This is a genomic window from Streptomyces sp. Edi4 (assembly GCF_040253615.1).
Classification (GTDB): Bacteria; Actinomycetota; Actinomycetes; order Streptomycetales; family Streptomycetaceae; genus Streptomyces.
The window spans coordinates 5,542,783-5,563,075 of record NZ_JBEJGY010000004.1 but is presented as its reverse complement, the minus strand read 5'-3'; the positions used below and the strand labels follow the sequence as shown (position 1 = coordinate 5,563,075).

General features: G+C 71.0%; 20 protein-coding genes. 11 read left to right on the top strand and 9 right to left on the bottom strand.

What is annotated here, in order from left to right; genetic code table 11:
• The first annotated feature begins 2 nt into the window (after positions 1 to 2).
• From ABR738_RS27410 to ABR738_RS27400, 3 genes are all read left to right on the top strand, one after another.
• The gene (locus tag ABR738_RS27410) at positions 3 to 740 is read left to right on the top strand and encodes a response regulator transcription factor (RefSeq protein ID WP_350232620.1); all 738 of its coding nucleotides are present in this window, start codon (positions 3 to 5) and stop codon (positions 738 to 740) included.
• Entirely contained in the window at positions 737 to 1,927 is a 1,191-nt protein-coding gene (locus ABR738_RS27405) for a HAMP domain-containing sensor histidine kinase (protein WP_350232619.1), read from the top strand. The genes ABR738_RS27410 and ABR738_RS27405 overlap by 4 nt, the downstream gene beginning before the upstream one ends.
• Positions 1,928 to 2,208: 281 nt before the next feature.
• The gene (locus ABR738_RS27400; protein WP_350232618.1) at positions 2,209 to 6,063 is read left to right on the top strand and encodes a multifunctional oxoglutarate decarboxylase/oxoglutarate dehydrogenase thiamine pyrophosphate-binding subunit/dihydrolipoyllysine-residue succinyltransferase subunit; all 3,855 of its coding nucleotides are present in this window, start codon (positions 2,209 to 2,211) and stop codon (positions 6,061 to 6,063) included.
• A 229-nt stretch (positions 6,064 to 6,292) separates the two neighbouring features.
• Here ABR738_RS27400 and ABR738_RS27395 read toward each other — a convergent pair whose 3' ends face one another.
• On the bottom strand, positions 6,293 to 6,553 hold the full coding sequence (locus ABR738_RS27395; protein ID WP_350232617.1) for a DUF6191 domain-containing protein: 261 nt from the start codon (positions 6,551 to 6,553) through the stop codon (positions 6,293 to 6,295).
• Between the two features lie 156 nt (positions 6,554 to 6,709).
• Here ABR738_RS27395 and ABR738_RS27390 point away from each other — a divergent pair, with 156 nt between their 5' ends.
• The gene (locus tag ABR738_RS27390) at positions 6,710 to 6,895 is read left to right on the top strand and encodes a DUF6104 family protein (protein ID WP_037674049.1); all 186 of its coding nucleotides are present in this window, start codon (positions 6,710 to 6,712) and stop codon (positions 6,893 to 6,895) included.
• 41 nt (positions 6,896 to 6,936) lie between these two features.
• Here ABR738_RS27390 and ABR738_RS27385 read toward each other — a convergent pair whose 3' ends face one another.
• On the bottom strand, positions 6,937 to 7,764 hold the full coding sequence (locus ABR738_RS27385; RefSeq protein WP_350232616.1) for a hypothetical protein: 828 nt from the start codon (positions 7,762 to 7,764) through the stop codon (positions 6,937 to 6,939).
• 192 nt (positions 7,765 to 7,956) lie between these two features.
• Between ABR738_RS27385 and ABR738_RS27380 the strand changes: the two genes are divergently transcribed.
• On the top strand, positions 7,957 to 8,904 hold the full coding sequence (locus ABR738_RS27380; protein WP_350232615.1) for a DUF4097 family beta strand repeat-containing protein: 948 nt from the start codon (positions 7,957 to 7,959) through the stop codon (positions 8,902 to 8,904).
• A 1-nt stretch (position 8,905) separates the two neighbouring features.
• A complete protein-coding gene (locus tag ABR738_RS27375; RefSeq protein WP_350232614.1) occupies positions 8,906 to 9,901 on the top strand; it encodes a PadR family transcriptional regulator in 996 nt (331 codons plus the stop codon).
• A gap of 679 nt (positions 9,902 to 10,580) precedes the next feature.
• Here ABR738_RS27375 and ABR738_RS27370 read toward each other — a convergent pair.
• The 4 genes from ABR738_RS27370 to ABR738_RS27355 all read right to left on the bottom strand — a co-directional run bounded on the left by ABR738_RS27370 (position 10,581) and on the right by ABR738_RS27355 (position 13,782).
• Positions 10,581 to 11,117, bottom strand: a complete 537-nt coding sequence (locus tag ABR738_RS27370) for a Clp protease N-terminal domain-containing protein (RefSeq protein ID WP_350232613.1) — start codon at positions 11,115 to 11,117, stop codon at positions 10,581 to 10,583.
• Positions 11,117 to 11,326, bottom strand: a complete 210-nt coding sequence (locus tag ABR738_RS27365) for a helix-turn-helix domain-containing protein (RefSeq protein ID WP_350232612.1) — start codon at positions 11,324 to 11,326, stop codon at positions 11,117 to 11,119. The genes ABR738_RS27370 and ABR738_RS27365 overlap by 1 nt, the downstream gene beginning before the upstream one ends.
• 129 nt (positions 11,327 to 11,455) lie before the next feature.
• Positions 11,456 to 12,421, bottom strand: a complete 966-nt coding sequence (locus ABR738_RS27360; RefSeq protein WP_350232611.1) for a zinc-binding dehydrogenase — start codon at positions 12,419 to 12,421, stop codon at positions 11,456 to 11,458.
• A 143-nt stretch (positions 12,422 to 12,564) separates the two neighbouring features.
• Complete coding sequence (locus tag ABR738_RS27355; protein WP_350232610.1) at positions 12,565 to 13,782, bottom strand: NAD(P)-dependent malic enzyme; 1,218 nt, start codon at positions 13,780 to 13,782, stop codon at positions 12,565 to 12,567.
• Positions 13,783 to 14,395: 613 nt separating this feature from the next.
• Here ABR738_RS27355 and ABR738_RS27350 point away from each other — a divergent pair.
• Genes ABR738_RS27350 through ABR738_RS27340 form a run of 3 tightly spaced genes read left to right on the top strand, consistent with a single transcriptional unit; the run spans position 14,396 to position 17,093 of the window.
• Positions 14,396 to 15,358 (top strand): ABC transporter substrate-binding protein, encoded by a 963-nt coding sequence (locus ABR738_RS27350; protein WP_350232609.1) that lies wholly within the window; start codon positions 14,396 to 14,398, stop codon positions 15,356 to 15,358.
• A 27-nt stretch (positions 15,359 to 15,385) separates the two neighbouring features.
• Positions 15,386 to 16,321 (top strand): amino acid ABC transporter permease, encoded by a 936-nt coding sequence (locus ABR738_RS27345; protein ID WP_502964152.1) that lies wholly within the window; start codon positions 15,386 to 15,388, stop codon positions 16,319 to 16,321.
• Positions 16,322 to 16,325: 4 nt separating this feature from the next.
• Complete coding sequence (locus tag ABR738_RS27340) at positions 16,326 to 17,093, top strand: amino acid ABC transporter ATP-binding protein (RefSeq protein ID WP_350232608.1); 768 nt, start codon at positions 16,326 to 16,328, stop codon at positions 17,091 to 17,093.
• Between the two features lie 89 nt (positions 17,094 to 17,182).
• Here ABR738_RS27340 and ABR738_RS27335 read toward each other — a convergent pair whose 3' ends face one another.
• Entirely contained in the window at positions 17,183 to 17,872 is a 690-nt protein-coding gene (locus tag ABR738_RS27335; protein WP_350234766.1) for a class I SAM-dependent methyltransferase, read from the bottom strand.
• 196 nt (positions 17,873 to 18,068) lie between these two features.
• Here ABR738_RS27335 and ABR738_RS27330 point away from each other — a divergent pair, with 196 nt between their 5' ends.
• The gene (locus ABR738_RS27330; protein ID WP_350232607.1) at positions 18,069 to 18,683 is read left to right on the top strand and encodes a CGNR zinc finger domain-containing protein; all 615 of its coding nucleotides are present in this window, start codon (positions 18,069 to 18,071) and stop codon (positions 18,681 to 18,683) included.
• Here the strand turns inward: ABR738_RS27330 and sodX are convergent.
• On the bottom strand, positions 18,602 to 19,027 hold the full coding sequence (gene sodX / locus ABR738_RS27325) for a nickel-type superoxide dismutase maturation protease (RefSeq protein ID WP_350232606.1): 426 nt from the start codon (positions 19,025 to 19,027) through the stop codon (positions 18,602 to 18,604). The two genes, ABR738_RS27330 and sodX, sit on opposite strands and share 82 nt — an antisense overlap.
• Before the next feature lie 176 nt (positions 19,028 to 19,203).
• Here sodX and sodN point away from each other — a divergent pair, with 176 nt between their 5' ends.
• A complete protein-coding gene (gene sodN, locus ABR738_RS27320; protein WP_350232605.1) occupies positions 19,204 to 19,599 on the top strand; it encodes a superoxide dismutase, Ni in 396 nt (131 codons plus the stop codon).
• A gap of 72 nt (positions 19,600 to 19,671) precedes the next feature.
• Here the strand turns inward: sodN and ABR738_RS27315 are convergent, their stop codons facing one another.
• Entirely contained in the window at positions 19,672 to 20,214 is a 543-nt protein-coding gene (locus ABR738_RS27315; protein WP_350232604.1) for a P-loop NTPase family protein, read from the bottom strand.
• Between the last annotated feature and the right edge of the window lie 79 nt (positions 20,215 to 20,293).

Here is a 20,293-nt window from a genome sequence, read left to right as displayed (position 1 = left end):
CGATGGAGCAGACTCACACCGGCCACAACGGCGTCGCGGCGACGCCCGGCGCCCAGCGCAGGGTTTTGGTCGTCGAGGACGACACGACGATCGTGGACGCCATCGCGGCCCGGCTGCGGGCCGAGGGCTTCCAGGTGCAGACGGCCGTCGACGGCCCCGCCGCCGTCGACACGGCCGAGGCCTGGCAGCCGGACCTGATGGTCCTCGACATCATGCTGCCCGGCTTCGACGGCCTGGAGGTCTGCCGCCGGGTCCAGGCCCGCAGGCCCGTGCCGGTCCTCATGCTGACGGCGCGCGACGACGAGACGGACATGCTGGTCGGGCTCGGGGTCGGCGCGGACGACTACATGACCAAGCCGTTCTCGATGCGCGAGCTGGCGGCCCGGGTCCATGTGCTGCTGCGCCGGGTGGAGCGCGCCGCGCTCGCCGCGAGTACGCCGCGCACGGGCATACTCCGCCTCGGCGAGCTGGAGATCGACCACGCGCAGCGCCGGGTACGGGTGCGCGGCGAGGACGTCCATCTGACGCCGACCGAGTTCGACCTGCTGAGCTGTCTGGCGAACACCCCGCGCGCCGTGCTCTCGCGCGAGCAGCTGCTCGCCGAGGTGTGGGACTGGGCCGACGCGTCCGGCACCCGCACCGTGGACAGCCACATCAAGGCGCTGCGCCGCAAGATCGGGGCCGAGCGCATCCGTACCGTCCACGGCGTCGGATACGCGCTGGAGACCCCGGCGCCATGAGCCGGGCCGGAGACCGGGCCCGGCAGCTGCGCGGCAGTGGCGAGCGGCCCGGCTGGGACGAGCCGGGCCGGCGCGGCAGCTGGGCCAGGGCGGGGCGGGGCCTGGGCGCCCGGATCGCCGCCGGGCTCAGATCGGTCTCGATATCGATCAAGACGAAGCTCGGCTCGCTCGTGGTCGTCTCCGTGTTCATCACGACGGGCCTGCTCATGGTGGCCCTGCAAACCCGCACCGAGCTCCGCTTCATCACGGTCTTCTCGGTGATAGCGACCCTGTTGATCACCCAGTTCGTCGCGCACGGGCTCACCGCCCCGCTCGACGAGATGAACACCGTGGCCCGCGCCATCTCGCACGGGGACTACACCCGCCGGGTGCGCGGCGCCGACCGTCGCGACGAGCTCGGCGACCTGGCCGGCACGATCAACCGCATGGCCGACGACCTGGAGGCCGTCGACCGCCACCGCAAGGAACTCGTGGCGAATGTCTCGCACGAGCTGCGCACGCCCATCGCGGCGCTGCGGGCGGTCCTGGAGAACGTGGTGGACGGAGTCTCCGCGGCCGACCCGGAGACGATGCGCACGGCCCTGAAGCAGACCGAGCGCCTTGGCCGGCTGGTCGAGACCCTGCTGGACCTGTCCCGTCTGGACAACGGCGTGGTGACGCTGCGCGCCCACCGCTTCGAGGTGTGGCCGTATCTGTCGGGCGTCCTCAAGGAGGCGAACCTCGCGGCCGCCCAGCGCAAGCTCTCCTCCGGTTCGGGCAACCACCAGCGCACCGACGTCCATCTGCACCTGGACGTGTCGCCGCCGGAGCTGACCGCGCACGCCGACGCGGAGCGGCTGCACCAGGTCGTGGCGAATCTCATCGACAACGCCGTCAAGCACTCGCCGCCGCACGGCCGGGTGACCGTACGGGCCCGGCGCGGCGCCCAGCCCGGCTCGCTCGACCTGGAGGTCCTTGACGAGGGCCCGGGCATACCGCAGTCGGAGTGGCACCGGGTGTTCGAACGCTTCAACCGGGGCACCGCGCCCTCGCCGCACGGCCCCGGCAGCGACGGCGGCACCGGGCTCGGGCTCGCCATCGCGCGCTGGGCGGTGGATCTGCACGGCGGCCGGATCGGGGTGGCCGAATCGGCGCGCGGCTGCCGCATCCAGGTCACCCTGCCGGGGCAACCCCGCCAGCAAAGTTGACGTAAAGTTCGAACCGGAAGCGGTCGTTCTGCGTGGTGTTCCACGGAGGCGGCCCTTCCGGCGCGCGGTCCAGGGGGCCGTGGCCGTACTGCCGCGTACCCAAAGGGACGCGAGGAAGAGCGGAACCACGCTTGTTTCCCGCCATTTCGCGCTCCGAAACCACGCGTCCGGTGTGACTTACACGACTGTGGCATGCCCGGCCTGCGCGTCCAGGCAAGGGAGGCGTAGCCTTTATTTCCGCTGTCCATCACCTTGTGAAGCGGAAGAGGGCGGTTACCGCCGTGTCGTCTCAGTCCCCCAGTAATTCGAGCGTCTCGACCGACCAAGACGGGCAGGGCAAGAACCCTGCGGCCGGCTTTGGTGCCAATGAGTGGCTTGTCGACGAGATCTACCAGCAGTACCTCCAGGACCCCAATTCGGTCGACCGTGCCTGGTGGGACTTCTTCGCCGACTACAAGCCGGGTGCCACCGGCACGGCGGACAACCCTGTTCAGGGTGCTCCCACCGCGCCCGCGCCCGCCCCGGCCGCCCCGGCTCCCGCGGCGCCGGCCGCCGCGCCGGCGAAGGCCCAGGCCGCTCCGGCAGCCGTCCCGGCTCCGGCCCAGGCGAAGCCCGCTGCGGCCGCGCCCGCCAAGCCCGCCGCCGCGCCGGCCGCCGCGAAGCCGGCCCCCAAGGCGGCGACGACCGGTGCGAGCACCGGCTCCACCGGAACGGCCGGGGCCGTGCAGCCTTCTGGGGCCACCGAGGCCCCGGCGGGCCCGGAGTACGTGACGCTGCGCGGCCCCGCCGCCGCGGTCGCCAAGAACATGAACGCCTCGCTCGAGATGCCCACGGCCACGTCCGTGCGCGCCGTCCCGGTGAAGCTTCTGTTCGACAACCGCATCGTCATCAACAACCACCTCAAGCGCGCCCGGGGCGGGAAGGTCTCCTTCACCCACCTCATCGGGTACGCGATGGTGCAGGCGATCAAGGCCATGCCGTCGATGAACTACGCGTTCGTCGAGAAGGACGGCAAGCCGACCCTGGTCAAGCCGGAGCACGTGAACTTCGGCCTCGCCATCGACCTGGTGAAGCCCAATGGCGACCGCCAGCTCGTCGTCGCCGGCATCAAGAAGGCCGAGACGCTCAACTTCTTCGAGTTCTGGCAGGCGTACGAGGACATCGTGCGCCGCGCCCGGAACAACAAGCTGACGATGGACGACTTCACCGGCGTCACCGTCTCGCTGACCAACCCCGGCGGCCTCGGCACCGTGCACTCCGTGCCGCGTCTGATGCCCGGACAGTCGGTCATCATGGGCGTCGGCTCGATGGACTACCCGGCCGAGTTCCAGGGCACCTCGCAGGACACCCTGAACAAGCTGGGCATCTCGAAGGTGATGACCCTCACCTCGACGTACGACCACCGGGTGATCCAGGGCGCGGCGTCGGGCGAGTTCCTGCGCATCGTCGCCAACCTGCTCCTCGGCGACAACGGCTTCTTCGACGACATCTTCGAGGCGCTGCGCATCCCCTACGAGCCGGTCCGCTGGCTCAAGGACATCGACGCCTCGCACGACGACGACGTCACCAAGGCCGCCCGCGTCTTCGAGCTGATCCACTCCTACCGGGTCCGCGGCCACGTCATGGCCGACACCGACCCGCTGGAGTACCGCCAGCGCAAGCACCCCGACCTGGACATCACCGAGCACGGCCTCACCCTGTGGGACCTGGAGCGGGAGTTCGCGGTCGGCGGCTTCGCCGGCAAGACCCTGATGAAGCTGCGTGACGTCCTCGGCGTCCTGCGCGACTCGTACTGCCGCACCACCGGCATCGAGTTCATGCACATCCAGGACCCCAAGCAGCGCAAGTGGATCCAGGACCGCGTCGAGCGCTCGCACTCCAAGCCGGAGCGCGAGGAGCAGCTGCGCATCCTGCGCCGCCTGAACGCCGCCGAGGCGTTCGAGACGTTCCTCCAGACCAAGTACGTCGGCCAGAAGCGCTTCTCGCTCGAGGGCGGCGAGTCGGTCATCCCGCTGCTCGACGCCGTCATCGACAGCGCCGCCGAGTCGCGCCTGGACGAGGTCGTCATCGGCATGGCCCACCGCGGCCGCCTGAACGTGCTCGCCAACATCGTCGGCAAGTCCTACGCGCAGATCTTCCGCGAGTTCGAGGGCAACCTCGACCCGAAGTCGATGCACGGCTCCGGCGACGTGAAGTACCACCTGGGCGCGTCCGGCACCTTCACCGGTCTGGACGGTGAGCAGATCAAGGTCTCGCTCGTCGCCAACCCCTCGCACCTGGAGGCGGTCGACCCGGTCCTTGAGGGTGTCGCCCGCGCCAAGCAGGACGTCATCAACAAGGGCGGCACGGACTTCACGGTCCTGCCCGTCGCCCTGCACGGTGACGCGGCCTTCGCCGGGCAGGGTGTCGTCGCCGAGACCCTGAACATGTCGCAGCTGCGCGGCTACCGCACCGGCGGCACGGTCCACATCGTCATCAACAACCAGGTCGGCTTCACCGCCGCCCCGGAGTCGTCGCGTTCGTCCATGTACGCCACCGACGTGGCCCGCATGATCGAGGCGCCGATCATCCACGTGAACGGCGACGACCCGGAGGCCGTGGTCCGCGTCGCGCGCCTGGCCTTCGAGTTCCGCCAGACGTTCAACAAGGACGTCGTCATCGACCTCATCTGCTACCGCCGTCGCGGTCACAACGAGGGCGACAACCCGCAGTTCACCAACCCGCAGATGTACAACCTGATCGACAAGAAGCGTTCGGTGCGCAAGCTCTACACCGAATCGCTCATCGGTCGTGGTGACATCACCCTGGAAGAGGCCGAGCAGGCCCTTCAGGACTTCCAGGGGCAGCTGGAGAAGGTGTTCGCGGAGGTCCGCGAGGCCACCTCGGCCCCGGGCGAGATCCACTCCTCCGACACCCAGGCGCAGTTCCCGGTCGCCGTCTCCACGGCGGTCTCGCAGGAGGCCGTCAAGCGCATCGCCGAGTCGCAGGTGAACATCCCCGAGCGGATCACCGTCCACCCGCGTCTGATGCCGCAGATGCAGCGCCGCGCCGCCTCCGTCGAGGACGGCACGATCGACTGGGGCATGGGCGAGACCCTGGCCATCGGTTCGCTGCTCATGGAGGGCGTCCCGGTCCGGCTCTCCGGCCAGGACACCCGCCGCGGCACGTTCGGCCAGCGCCACGCGGTCCTGGTCGACCAGGTCACCGGCGAGGACTACACCCCGCTGATGTACCTCTCCGACGACCAGGCGCGCTACAACGTCTACGACTCGCTGCTCTCGGAGTACGCGGCGATGGGCTTCGAGTACGGCTACTCGCTGGCCCGTCCCGAGTCCCTGGTGATGTGGGAGGCGCAGTTCGGCGACTTCGTCAACGGCGCCCAGACGGTCGTGGACGAGTTCATCTCCTCGGCCGAGCAGAAGTGGGGCCAGACCTCCGGCGTCACGCTGCTCCTGCCGCACGGCTACGAGGGCCAGGGCCCGGACCACTCGTCCGCCCGCCCGGAGCGCTTCCTCCAGATGTGCGCGCAGAACAACATGACGGTCGCCATGCCGACGCTGCCGTCGAACTACTTCCACCTGCTGCGCTGGCAGGTCCACAACCCGCACCACAAGCCGCTCATCGTCTTCACCCCGAAGTCGATGCTGCGTCTGAAGGCGGCGGCCTCGAAGGTCGAGGAGTTCACCAGCGGTGGGTTCCGCCCGGTGATCGGCGACGAGCACGTGGACGCGAGCGCGGTGCGCAAGGTCGTGTTCTGCGCGGGCAAGGTCTACTACGACCTGGTCGCCGAGCGCGAGAAGCGCGGCGCGACGGACGCGGCGGCTGCCAACACGGCGATCATCCGCATCGAGCGCCTGTACCCGCTGCCGGGTACCGAGCTCCAGGCGGAGATCGCGAAGTTCCCGAACGCCGAGAAGTACCTGTGGGCCCAGGAGGAGCCGGCGAACCAGGGTGCCTGGCCGTTCATCGCGCTCAACCTGATCGACCACCTGGACCTGGCCGTCGGCGCGGACGTGCCGCACGGCGAGCGCCTGCGCCGCATCTCGCGCCCGCACGGCTCGTCCCCTGCGGTGGGCTCGAAGAAGCGCCATGAGCAGGAGCAGGAGCAGCTGGTGAACGAGGTCTTCGAGGCCTAGTCCGCGGCTGTCGTACGCGATCGAGGGGCCCGGCATCCCGAGTGGACGGGGATGCGGGGCCCTTCGGCGTACCGGGCGCGGGCGGGCGGCCTTCAGTCGCCGGGGCCACCTCACCGCCGGTGCGGCCTCAGTCGCCCGGTGCCCGGGCCGCCTCAGCCGACGGGCGCCACCTCAGCCGGCCCGCGACGACCTCAGCCGATCCGTGCGACGTCAGCCGACCCGTGCGACGTCAGCCGGTCCGCCCGTCGTCGCCGCCGTCCTGCCGGGCGCTGTCCTCCGCTCCCCCGTCCCCTGCGTCGGCGTCGGCGTCTCCCTCGGCGGCGTCCGCCGCCTGAGGCACGCGTATGACCACGCTGCCGCTGGCCAGGTCTATCGGCCCGCGCCCCGGATCGGAGTCACCGACCTCGTCGAGCGTGATCTCCTGCCGGCGGCGCTCCTCCTCGGTGTGCCGCCGCGCGGGAGCGAAGACCTCGTCGAGCCCTCCGAACATCCGCAGCCACCTCCGTCAGTCGTCCCCTGCCTCATACCCCCACAACGCCGCGCCGCGCCTGTCCGATCCCGATCAAGCGAGCGGATTCGGCGGCCTGGGGGGCAGCACGTGCCGGATACGCTGGGGTGACCATCCCGTACGTCCCAGGAGCAAGTTGTGTACTTCACCGACCGCGGCATCGAGGAGCTGGAGAAGCGGCGCGGCGAGGAGGAGGTCACCTTCGAGTGGCTCGCCGAGCAGCTGCGTACCTTCGTCGATCTGAACCCCGACTTCGAGGTGCCGGTCGAACGGCTCGCCACGTGGCTGGCGCGTCTTGACGACGAGGACGACGACGAGGAGTGAGGGCGCGCCGTCCCGAGCGCGGCCGGATCACGTAATACGCGTCAGTCGCGTGGACAGCGGCCGCCGGGCTGGGCCCGGACGCGGCCGTACGCGAGGCTCATGGCCCCCTGGGCGGTGAGGATCGCGCCCGCCGCGGTCCAGCCGCCGCTGCGGCGGGCCAGCCCCCAGGCCGTGAGTGGCAATCCCACCGCGAGCTGGGCGCCTCCCACCAAGCGCGCCCAGGGTGCGCACACCGCAGGGCTCACCGGGTCGGCCTCGGTCGCCGCGAGCCCGGGGCGCGCGGCGTCGCGCGGGCCGGGCCACTCAATGGTCTCTGCACCCTGTTCGAGGGCCGCCGCGCGCAGTTCGTCGGCCGGTTCGCCCGGTGCGAGGCCGCCGGGCAGGCGGATCCCCGTACGGGCGAGGACCGCGAGCAGGCCGAGCAGGCGGACGCGGGCGTCGGCGGCCGGGTCGGGCCGGGTCAGCGCGTCGAGCGCTGCCACGTCGTGCACGGGGTCGAGGACGAGCCGGGCCGCGAAGGTGCGCATCGCCTCGTCCTCGCCCAGCGGGGTGCCGTCGGCGAGCCAGACGTAACCGACCGGGCGGCGAAAGCCGGAGGCCAGGGTGTATCCCGCGTGGGCGTCGTCCCACCACAGGGCGATCGCGGGCCGGCCCACGCCGATGGCGAGCGCGCCCGCCCAGCCGGTCAGCACCTGGTCGACGGGGTCGGCGCCGGGCCGCCTGCGCTCGTAGGACGGGATCAGCACACTCCAGCCCTCGCCCGCCGCGGTGAGCAGCACCGGCTCGCGCAGCAGCTGGGCGACCGGGCGGACCACCGCGGGTTCGGCGCGGCACAGGAGCAGCGCTCCGGGGGCGAGGGCGACGGGCATGAGCCTCACGCTAGGCCATCTTGACCCGTTTCTGACCCATTTCACCGGTTCGCGAAGGTCGCGACTTTCCCAAGGGCTTGACTTTCCCGGCTCGCGATATAACGTGTTTAGGGGACACGCGATATATTGCGTCTACCCCCCAGCTATCCCACTGCTCGTAGCCGTACGAACGCGGCGTCCAGGAGGTCAGCCATGTCCAAGTCCACGTGGTCCGTCCCAGAGTCGCAGAAGCTCACCTTCGACGAACCGGTGACGAGGGTCCAGGTGCGCGTCGTCAACGGAACGGTGAACGTCGTGGGCACCGAGGAAAGTTCCTCGCGCCTGGAGATCTCCTCGGTCGAGGGACCCCCGCTGATCGTGACGCGCGAAGGCTCGACGCTCACCGTCGCCTACGAGGATCTGGCCTGGCGGGACTTCCTCAAGTGGCTCAACCGCAAGGGCTGGAACCGCAGCGCGGTGGTCTCGCTCGCGGTGCCGGCCGACGCGGACGTCGAGGTCGGCACGGTCGGCGCGGGCGCGGTGGTCTCGGGGATCCGGGGGCGCACGGAGGTAAGGGGGGTCACCGGTGACGCCACCCTGGTCAAGCTCGCCGGACCGGTACGCGCCGAGAGCGTCACCGGCGACGTGGAGGCCCAGCGGGTCACGGGGGAGTTCCGGTTCAAGTCGGTCTCCGGCCACCTGACCGTCGTCGAAGGGGCCGGGGCCACCGTGGCCGCCGAGTCGGTCAGCGGCGACATGCTGCTCGACCTCGACCCGGGCCCCCGGGCCTCCGACATCCGCCTGACCACCGTGTCCGGCGAGGTCGCCATCCGGCTGCCGCACCCGGCCGACGCGCGGGTCGAGGCCAACACCGCCAGCGGGGCCGTCTCCAGCGCCTTCGAGGATCTGCGGATCAGCGGACAGTGGGGCACGAAGAAGATCACCGGCACGCTGGGGGCGGGCAACGGGACGCTCAGGGCGACGACGGTCTCCGGCTCGATCGCGCTCCTGCGCAGGCCCGCCACGGCGGACGAGGAGGGGCCGTTGGAGGACCGGGCGCCGGGCGGCGGGCCCGAGCCGGACGCCGAGGCCCCCGCCGACGCCCAGTCCGACTCGACCGGTTCGACCGGCTCGGCCGGTTCGACCAAGAAGGTGCTCTGACATGGCCCCCGTCTTCGCCCACGGTCGCCTCCGCCTCTACCTCCTCAAGCTGCTCGACGAGGCGCCGCGCCACGGATACGAGGTGATCCGCCTGCTCGAAGAGCGCTTCGAGGGGCTGTACGCGCCCAGCGCGGGCACCGTCTACCCCCGGCTCGCCAAGCTGGAGGCCGAGGGCCTGGTCACGCACACCAGCGAGGGCGGCCGCAAGGTCTACTCGATCACTGACGCCGGCCGCGCGGAGTTGGCGGGGCGCGGCGGTGAACTCGCGGATCTGGAAATGGAGATCCGCGAGTCCGTCTCCGAACTCGCCGCCGAGATCCGCGACGACGTACGCGGTGCGGCCGGCAGTCTGCGCGACGACATGCGCCGCGCGGCGCGCGAGTCCCGTACGGGGTCCTCTTCGGCCGGCGCCGGCAAGGGGTTCCCCGAGGCGTCCGACTTCTTCGACGGCGCGTGGGGCGACAAGGAGGCCTGGCAGCAGGCCAAGGACGAGTTCAAACGGGCGAAGCAGGAGTGGAAGGAGCAGGCGCGGCGCGCGAAGGAGGAGTCCCGCCGGGCCCGCGACGAGGCGGAGCAGGCGCGCCGCCAGGCGAAGGAGGCGCAGGAGAAGGCGCGCGAGGACGTGCAGCGCCAGGTGCAGGAACACTTCGCGCGGGGCGACTGGCCCACGGGGGTACGGGAAGGGCTCGCCGAGCTCACCAAGGAGCTGGGCCGGTTCGGTCTGGGGCAGCCTGCGCGGGAGCGGGAGCGGGAGCGGGAGCCGGAGCCGGAGCGGGAGCCGGAGCGGGAGCCGGAGCGGGAGCCGGCGGAGCCGGAGTGGGCGCGGGAGGAGTCCTCCGGTGACCCGGCGCGGGACCTGGACCGGTTGCTCGACCGGTTCCGCGACGGAATCCGGGACGCGGCCCGGGACCACGGCGTGACGGAGTCCCAACTCCGTGAGGCCAGGCGGCACTTGGCAGAAGCGGCGGCCCGAATCACCACCACCCTCCACCCCTGACAGCCCCACCGGGCCGGGGCGCGGCCTGTAGCTGCGGGCCGCACGTGGCCAGTCACGCACGGGCCAACCCCGCGAGCCCGGCTTACACGTGCGGGCCGTGCGCGGCCGACCGCGCAGTTCCCCGCGCCCCTGACCACTTGGCGCCGGCCCGCACGGGGGCTTCAGCCCGGCCGGCACAGTTCCCCGCGCCCCTGGCGGGATTGGTGCCGGCCCGGGCGGCCATCGTCAGCCTGTCCGGCGTTTGAGGACGAGCGCCTTCAGCGCGAACGGGGTCCGGGGCGGAGCCCCAGGATTTTTCCTTCCACCCCCGGAGGGTTTAGGGAAGGGGCGGGGAGGGGCCCCCGGGGTCTGGGGCGAAGCCCCAGGAGGCCGACCCGCACGTGCGGGCCGTGCGCGGCCCGCCGCGCAGTTCCCCGCGCCCCTGACCACTTGGCGCCGGCCCGCACCCTCGGCCGCACCCAGCACCCCCGCCCCAGCAGGGCTCATGCCGGCCCGCGCGGGCACAGTCACCCCGCCCAGCCGGGGGCGACGCCGGCCCGCGCGCACAGTCACCCCGCCACACCGAAGGCGCGGCGCCCGCCCCCGCGCGCGCAATCACCCCGCCCAGCCGAGGGGGCGGCGCCGGCCCGCGCGCACAGTCACCCTGCCCGGTCGATGGCGCGGTTTGCCGGCCCGCGTCCTAGAGGGCCGCCTCGACCGCCTCGTACGACGCCCCGTACCGCTCCAGCACCTCCCCCTCAACCCCCCGCACGGCCAGCAGCCCCAGCAGAAGGTGCTCGTCCCCGATGGACTTCTCCTTCCGCGCCACCACCACCCGCAGCGCCTTCTCCAACACCCTCTTCGCCCCCTTCGTGAAGGCCGGCCTCCCGGAGGGCCACGCCCTGCCCGGCTCGGCGCGGGAGAGCGCGCCAGGACCGTGCACCCCCTCGACCCTGGCGACTATCTCCGCCACGGAGATGCCAAGATCCGCCAACGCCTCCTCGTCCGCCCGGGACATGCCGCCCCGGCGCCGCGCGGCGGCCAGCCCCTCGGCGATCTCGGCACGCCGGCCGGTGACGCCCAGCGCGGCGAGCACGCGGGCCCCCGCCGTGTCCTCGCGGTCGAGGAGCGAAAGGAGCAGGTGCTCCTCGGTCACCACCGGGGACCCCGCGCGGGAGGCGCGCTCCACCGCCCCCGCCACCACCGCCCGCGCGTCACCCGTGAATCGCTCGAACATCAAGACCTCCCGTGCTTCTTGTGGACGGCCTGCCGGCTGACCCCCAGCTCGGCGGCGATCTCCTGCCATGACCAGCCCTGATCGCGGGCGCTGCGCACCTGTACGGATTCGAGCTGTTCCAGGAGCCGGCGCAGCGCGGCGACGGCCCGCAGTCCGACCCTCGGGTCGCGGTCGCCGGCTCGTGCGGCGAGATCGGTTGCCTTGGTCATGGCGTCAACGTACATTGACAACCGCCCATCGTCAACCAAAGTTGACACCCACGCCAAGCAAAAGGCCGCAGCCCGCGCACGTACACCCCGCGCGAAACCACGGCCCACCCCCGCCCGGCCGGACCGGCGTCACTCCACCGTGAGGACGACCTTCCCGAAGACGTCCCCCGTCGCCACCTTCTCGAAGCCCTCCCGGGCCCGGTCAAGCGGAAGCACCTCGTCGATGACGGGACGCACACCCGTCGCCGAGCAGAACGCGAGCAGGTCCTCCAGCTCGTCCTTCGTGCCCATGGTCGAGCCGACGACCTTCAGCTCCAGGAAGAAGATGCGGGTCAGCTCGGCGTGGGCGGGCCGGTCGCCGCTGGTGGCGCCGGAGATGACCAGGGTCCCCCCGGGGCGCAGGGACTTCACGGAGTGGGACCAGGTCGCCGCCCCCACCGTCTCGATCACCGCGTCCACGCGCTGCGGCAGTCGCGCCCCCGATTCGTACGCCTCGACCGCCCCCAGCGCCACCGCCCGCCGGCGCTTGGCCTCGTCGCGGCTGGTGGCGAAGACCCGGAGCCCCGCCGCCTTGCCGAGCACGATCGCGGCCGTGGCGACGCCGCCCCCCGCGCCCTGCACGAGCACCGAATCCCCGGGCCGCACACCGGCGTTGGTGAACAGCATCCGGTAGGCGGTCAGCCACGCCGTCGGCAGGCACGCGGCCTCCGCGAAGCTCATCCCCTTCGGCTTGGGCAGCACGTTCCAGGTGGGTACGGCGACCTGCTCGGCGAAGGTGCCCTGGTACTTCTCGGTGAGGATCGAGCGGCCCTCGGCGGGGCCGACCCCGTGACCGCTCTGGCCGATCACCGAGTGCAGGACGACCTCGTTGCCGTCCTGGTCGACCCCGGCCGCGTCGCAGCCCAGGATCATCGGCAGTTTGTCCTCGGTGAGCCCGACCCCGCGCAGCGACCAGATGTCGTGGTGGTTGAGGGAGGCGGCCCGTACGTCGATCAGGCTCCAGCCGGGGCGCACCTCGGGGGCCGGCCGCTCCCCCAACTCGAGGCCGCTGAGCGGCTGGTCACGGTCGATGCGGGCGGCGTATGCGGCGAACATGGCCCTGACCTTAGGGTGCGCGGCCCGGCCGCCGGAACCTCCCACGGCTGTGACGCCCCGCACGCCGCGAGAGCGCGAACGGCCGTGCCGGGCTCCCCGAAGGAGCGCCCGGCACGGCCGCGTACGCACAGATCCGGATGCCGCTACCGGCGCGCCACGCCCTCGGCGCGGGCGGCGGCGGCGACCGCGGCCGTGACGGCGGGGGCGACCCGCTCGTCGAACGGCGACGGGATGACGTAGTCGGCGGCGAGCTGGTCGCCCACGACATCGGCCAGCGCGTTCGCCGCGGCGATCTTCATGCCCTCGGTGATCCGGGAGGCCCGGACCTGGAGGGCGCCCGCGAAGATGCCGGGGAAGGCGAGCACGTTGTTGATCTGGTTCGGGTAGTCCGAGCGGCCGGTGGCCACGACCGACGCGTACTTGTGCGCGACGTCGGGGTGCACCTCGGGGTTCGGGTTGGCCATCGCGAAGACGAAGGCACCCGGCGCCATGGAGGCGACCGCGGGCTCGGGGACCGTACCGCCGGAGACGCCGATGAAGACGTCCGCGCCGGCGAGCGCGCTCTCCAGGGAGCCGGAAAGGCCCGCCTTGTTGGTGAGTTCGGCGAGCTCGCGCTTGACGTCGGTCAGGTCCGTACGGTCGCTGCTGACGATGCCCTTGCGGTCGGCGACCGCCACATCGCCGAGCCCGGCTTCGAGCAGGAACTTGGCGATGGCCACGCCCGCCGCGCCGGCGCCCGAGATCACCGCGCGCAGGTCGTCGAGCGTGCGCCCGGTGAGCTTGGCGGCGTTGCGCAGGGCGGCCAGGGTGACGACGGCCGTGCCGTGCTGGTCGTCATGGAAGACCGGAATGTCCAGGGCCTCCTGGAGGCGCCGCTCGATCTCGAAGCAGCGCGGGGCCGAGATGTCCTCCAGGTTCACCCCGCCGAAGGAGGGGGCGAGCCGGACGACGGTCTCGATGATCTCGTCCGTGTCGGTGGTCGCGAGCGCGATCGGCACCGCGTCGACGCCGCCGAACTGCTTGAACAGGATCGCCTTGCCCTCCATGACCGGGAGGGAGGCCTCGGGGCCGATGTCGCCGAGCCCGAGCACCGCGGTGCCGTCCGTCACGACGGCGACGACCTGCGACTTCCAGGTGTAGTCGTGGACCAGCTCCGGATTCTCGGCGATCGCGCTGCACACCTTGGCGACGCCCGGTGTGTAGGCGAGGGACAGGTCGTCCTTGTCCCGGATCGGCACGGTGGCCTGCACGGCCATTTTGCCGCCCCGGTGGAGCGCGAAGGCAGGGTCGAAGGATTCGACGGAATCTCCGTAACCCTCCGTGGTGCTTTCGCTGCGAGGATTGACGATCTCCGCTGCCATGGTGTTGTACCCCTTAAGTCTTCATCAGTTGAGGGTGGCCACTCCTTGTTGAGGAGGGGTGGGCGGACCCGCGTACGTGCCCCGCTGAGGGCGGTTGGCCCGCCCCGCGGGGAGGAGGTACGTACGCGCGGGCGCGCCGCACACGCGCCCTGAGCCCCGGATGAGGGGTGTAAGGATCCTTCTTACCGGACAGAGACGTCCGCCGACGAGTCCATATTGACCCAGCGTCGACGCTCCGTCGCAAGCGGCCTCCGTACCGTGACACGACTCTTCACGCGGTGTCCCGACAAGTCGGTTACGCGGCATGAAACATATCCGCATCATGAGATGAACCGGAGAATTCACGGCCGATGGAGGCCCGGCCCGCAGATGGTCCCGCGCCGAGAGCCGGGATGTGGCGGCATGGGCGGATTCGGGGGGTGACCCGTTATCCGATTTTGACATGGCTGCGACCTCGATTTTCGAGGTCCGAATGGCAAGATGCGACTTCACACGCGGTTCACGCCGCGGTCGCGACACCCGAGGACGCGTGCACGACCACCGCCAGGACCTGTGCGTTTCGTTGTACGCACGCCATGGCCACTCCCTCAACACCTGCCGGAGGAACCCGACCATGACCGCAAGCACCACCCGCCGCACGACCGCCGCCACCTCCCGGATTGCCGCGGTCGGCGCGATCGCGGTCGCGGGCGCCCTGCTGGTCACCGGCTGCGGTGACCAGACGAAGAAGGGCTCGGCCCCCGAGTCGTCGGGCGGGGCCTCGAAGTCCGCGCCGCTCTTCTCCAAGCTCCCCGCCAACATCCAGAAGGCCGGCGTCATCAAGGTCGGCACGGACGCCACGTACGCCCCCATGGAGTTCAAGCAGGGCGAGAACATCGTGGGCATCGACCCGGACATCGCCGCGGCCCTCGGCAAGCAGCTCGGCGTGAAGTTCGAGTTCACCAGCGGCACCTTCGACACCCTCCTCGGCGCGCTGCCGACCGGCCGCTACGACGCGGTCATGTCCTCGGTGAGCGACACCAAGGCCCGCCAGGAAGGCCTCGACAAGGACGGCAAGAAGACCGGTACGGGTGTCGACTTCGTCGACTACTACACGGCGAGCACCGGCATCCTGGTCAAGAAGGGCAACCCGCAGGGCATCAAGTCCACCGACGACCTGTGCGGCAAGAAGATCGCCGTGCAGCGCGGCACCACCTATGAGCAGGCCGCCAAGGACCTCGCCGCCAAGTGCGAGAAGGACGGCAAGGGCAAGCTGGACTTCGAGGCCTTCGCCACCGACGCCGAGGCGCAGACGCGCGTCAAGGCCGGCGGCGCGGTCGCCGACCTCAACGACTCCCCGGTGGCCGCGTACATCGCGAAGACCGCGGGCGGCGGCGCCGACTTCGAGGCGGTCGCCAACCCCTCCGACGCGGGCCCCTTCGGCATCGCGGTGGACAAGAAGAACACCCAGCTGCGCGACGCCCTGTCGCAGGCGCTTGACGCGATCATCAAGGACGGCTCGTACAAGACGGCCATCGACAAGTGGGGCGGTGCGCAGGGCGCCGTCACCAAGGCAGCCATCAACGGCGGCTCCTGACCCGCGCACCACTGAAGGGCAGTCGCTGTGACTGACAAGCTCGACAAGACCCCCACCGGCGAGGCGGGAGCCGCGCCGGGGCAGGTCCCCCCGGACGTCATCCGGGCCATCCCGGTCCGCCACTACGGCCGCTGGATCAGCGCCGTCCTCGTCGTCGCCGTGCTCGGCGCGCTCGGGTACGCGTTCGCCCAGGGCAATGTGCGCTGGGCGACGGTGACGGACAAGCTGTTCGACGCCAGCATCCTGACCGGTCTGTGGCACACCGTCCTGATCAGCGTGGTCTCGATGGCGGTGGGCCTGATCCTCGGCGTGCTGTTCGCCGTGATGCGGCTCTCGAAGAACCCGGTGACCAGTTCGGTCGCCTGGCTGTACATCTGGTTCTTCCGCGGCACCCCGGTCTACGTACAGCTCCTGATCTGGTTCAACCTGGCGCTGATCTTCCCGATCCTGAACCTCGGGTTCTACAAGGACTACATGACCGCGGTCATGACGCCCTTCCTCGCCGCCCTGCTCGGCCTCGGTCTCAACGAGGGCGCGTACATGGCGGAGATCGTCCGGGCCGGCATCCAGTCGGTGGACGAGGGCCAGACCGAGGCCGCGCACGCCCTCGGCATGACCCAGACGCAGACCATGCGCCGTGTGGTGCTCCCCCAGTCGATGCGGGTGATCATCCCGCCGACGGGCAACGAGTTCATCAACATGCTCAAGACGTCGTCGCTGGTCGTCGCCGTCCAGTACCAGGATCTGCTGCGCAGCGCCCAGGACGTCGCCGCGACCTCGTTCGCGGTGATGGAGATGCTGTTCCTGGCCTCGCTCTGGTACCTGGCCCTGACCAGTGTGTTCAGCGTCGGCCAGTACTACCTGGAGCGCCGTTTCGCACGAGGTTCGCTGCGCGCCCTGCCGCCCACGCCGCTGGAGCGCGTCAAGTCGAACCTGCTCTCCCTTACCAACTGGCGGCGGTGACCCCATGACTGCACAACCGATGGTCAAGGCGGAGGGCGTCCACAAGTCGTTCGGCCCCGCCCACATCCTCAAGGGCATCGACCTGGAGGTGGCCGAGGGCGAGGTGTTCTGCCTGATCGGCCCGTCCGGTTCGGGCAAGTCCACCTTCCTGCGGTGCATCAACCACCTGGAGCAGATCAACGCCGGGCGGCTGTACGTCGACGGCGAGCTGGTCGGCTACCGGCAGAAGGGCGACAAGCTCTACGAGCTGAAGGACAGCGAGGTCGCCCGCAAGCGCCGGGACATCGGCATGGTCTTCCAGCGCTTCAACCTGTTCCCGCACATGACGGCCGTCGAGAACGTCATGGAGGCGCCGGTCCAGGTCAAGCGGGAGTCCAAGTCGGTGGCCCGCGAGCGGGCGCTGAAGCTGCTCGACCGGGTGGGCCTCGCGGACAAGGCGGGCAACTACCCCTCGCAGCTCTCCGGCGGCCAGCAGCAGCGCGTGGCGATCGCCCGCGCGCTGGCGATGCAGCCGAAGCTGATGCTCTTCGACGAGCCGACCTCCGCGCTCGACCCGGAGCTGGTGGGTGACGTCCTGGACGTCATGCGGGGCCTGGCCGAGGACGGCATGACGATGATCGTGGTCACCCACGAGATGGGCTTCGCGCGCGAGGTCGGCGACTCGCTGGTCTTCATGGACGACGGCGTGGTGGTCGAAGCCGGCCACCCGCGCGAGGTCCTGACGAACCCTCAGCACGACCGGACGAAGTCGTTCCTGTCCAAGGTGCTGTGAGCGTGAGCGCGGGTAAGTAGCCCCGTTCGAAGGGGGGTTGGGGGCGCGAAGCCCCCAACCCCCCTTCCGCGTACGCACCGTGACGCCGACTACTTCAGGGCGAGGAGCAGGGTGTCCGAAGGGGAGGCCCACACGGGGCGGGCCTCGGCGAACCCGGCCGCGCGCAGGGTCTCGGCGTGCCAGGACACCGAGGGCATGTCGCCGTCGGCGTGCTCGCCGTAGATCTCGTACCGCGCGGCGGTCGGTCCGGCCAGTACGGGGTCCTTGGCGGCCAGCGCCCACCACTCGGCCCAGTCCAGGGCGCCGGCGGCCTTGGCGCGGTCCATCGCGGCGTGGCGGTGGGCGCGTTCGGCCGCGTTGATGCGCGGGGTGGCGGGGTCGATCATGTGGTCGGCGTTCATGAAGACGCCTCCCTCCCGCACGAGCCCGGCGACCTGCCCGTAGAGCGCGGCCAGCGGCTCGCTGTGCAGCCAGTGCAGGGCGGTCGCGGTGAGCACGGCGTCGTAGGAATCGTACGGGAGCGCCTTGACCCATCCCGGGTCCTTGAGGTCGGCGCTCACGAAGGTGACCCGCTCGTCCCCGGCGAAGGTGCCGCCGGCGATGGCGAGCAGGGCGGGGTCGAGATCCACGCCGGTGCTCACCGCTTGCGGGAACCTCTTGAGGAGCCGGTCCGTAATACTCCCTGTACCGCACGCGAGGTCCAGCACGCGCGGCGCGGGCCCGACGCAGGCCTCGACCATGTCGAGCATGACCCGGAAGCGCTCCTCGCGGTCCGGCATGTACCACTCCTGCTGACGGTCCCAGCTGTCCTGCCAGCCGCGCCAGGTGGTGCCGCCGCCCGTACCCGTACCTGTTTCCGCACCCGTTTCCGTCACCGGAAACCCTCCTTCGAAGCCGCCGTGTAATACCCTCGATGGGCACCCAGCCGTTACCTGGAACGCCCCCGACCCTAGACCGCCGCCGTAAGGACTACAAGTGGAACTGGCCTATTACTCGGACTACGCCGTGCGCCTGGTCAACACCGAGGAGCCGGCCCGCAACAAGGACACGCTGACGTCGGTCGACGCGGTCCGCGCCCTGTTCGGCACCAACCAGTCGGCGGCCCGCAGGGCCACGGACGCGGACGTGACGCGTTTCCGCTCGGTGCGGGCCCGGCTGCGCGCGGTCTTCGAGGCGGCCGACGGGGGCCAGGAGGTCCAGGCGGTGGACCTCCTCAACTCGCTGCTGCTCGAATTCCCCGTCAGCCCGCAGGTGTCGGGCCACGAGCACCGCGACGAGGACGGCCGCCCGCTGTGGCACATGCACCTGGCCGACCACCCCTCGAACGCGACGGCGGGCTACGCCGCGATCGCCTCCATGGGACTGGCCTTCCACCTCACGGAGTTCGGCGTCGACCGGCTCGGCCTGTGCCAGGCGGCGCCGTGCCGCAACGCCTATCTCGACACCTCGACCAACCGCTCGCGCCGCTACTGCTCGGACCGCTGCGCGACCCGTGCCAACGTGGCCGCCTACCGGGCCCGCAAGCGCCTGGAGACCGAGCGGTCCGACAGCACCGGTCTGACCGAGGAGACGACCCAGGACGCCAGGTAGCCGACCGAGCGCCTGCGCCCGGCCGTCATCGGCCTAAAACGCCCGCGCACCCGGCCGAGCACGAGCTCGGCCGGAACCGCACCGAACGCCCGGCTGTCCACCACCTCGTCGTCGGTGTTGTCCCCCAGCACCCACCAGCCGCTCTCGCGCCGCTCCATCAGCCGCTTGACGATGAGCAGATCCTGCTGCAACGGGTGACGCAGCACCGCCACGTCCCCGGCCCGCAGTTCGGCTCCGTAGTGCACCAGCAGCTGGTCCCCGTGCAGCAGCGTCGGCACCATCGACGTTCCCAGGACCTCCGCGATCCCGAGCGGCACCCTCGGCTCCCGCCCCTCGTCCGTCATACGTCACCCACCTCCAGGCCACCGGCACCCCGCCGCCACTCCCCACGGTACGTTCCGCCACGAGTCCCGGGGCGACCCTGGACTTTTGACCTAAGCCCATGGGGGCACCCGCGAAATACCGTCTCTCACCGAGTAATGTCCCACCTGAGAAGACGATCACGAGGAAGGACAGCTCAATGCTTTCCCGCCTGTTTGCCCCCAAGGTGAAGGTCAGCGCGCACTGCGACCTGCCCTGCGGTGTGTACGACCCGGCCCAGGCCCGCATCGAGGCGGAGTCGGTCAAGGCCGTGCAGGAGAAGTTCCAGGCCAACGAGGACCCGCACTTCCGTGCGCGTGCCGTGGTCATCAAGGAACAGCGTGCGGAGCTCGCGAAGCACCACGTCTCCGTGCTGTGGAGCGACTACTTCAAGCCCCCGCACTTCGAGAAGTACCCCGAGCTCCACCAGCTGGTCAACGACACCCTCAAGGCCCTCTCGGCCGCGAAGGCGTCGACCGACCCCAAGACCGGCGAGAAGGCGCTCGAACTCATCGCCGAGATCGACCGCATCTTCTGGGAGACCAAGAAGGCCTGATCCAGGCCGGTTTCGCCGAAGGAAAAGCAGCACGCTGGAGGGGCCCGGCCGGGGTTTGGTCGGGTCTCTTCGTCATGGGGGCGGCGCGGGCGCGGCGGGCAGGCGGGCGAGCCAGGTCTTTGTCTGGCGCGGGGTCGTGAGGCGTACCGTGCGCAGGGGCTCGTAGTCGGGGTTTCGGGCCCGGGCGGCGATGTCGGCGGCGCGGGACGTGTGCTGGGCCCAGGACCAGCGGGCCGGGTGCTCGGGGCGGAACCAGCCCGTCAGGGTCTCGCGGTTGCCGTTGAAGACCCGTTCCCGCGTCAGCGTCCTGCGCGCCGACCTGCGCAGCACCCGCGGCATGACGACGCGGCGCGGATAGTCCAGCCACACCACCGTGTCCGCGCGTTCCCACAGCAGGTCGCGGACCTCTGTCGGGCCGTAGGAGTCGAAGACCCAGGCCCCGGTGGACGCGATCTCGGCCACCCGCGTCCCGAACCGGGGGTCCTCGGCCCAGCCCGGTCCGGCGTAGAACAGGGCGTCCATCTCGTAATACGGCACGCCGATCCGCTCCCCCAGAGCGCGCGCCAGGGTGGACTTGCCGGCTCCGGTGCTCCCGGTCACGAGAATGCGGTGCATGCCCGCAGCCTAGGCGCATGCGGATGGAGGGCATCCGGCCCGCCGGGCGATCAGGTGCGCGCAGTCCAACGGCGCGGCG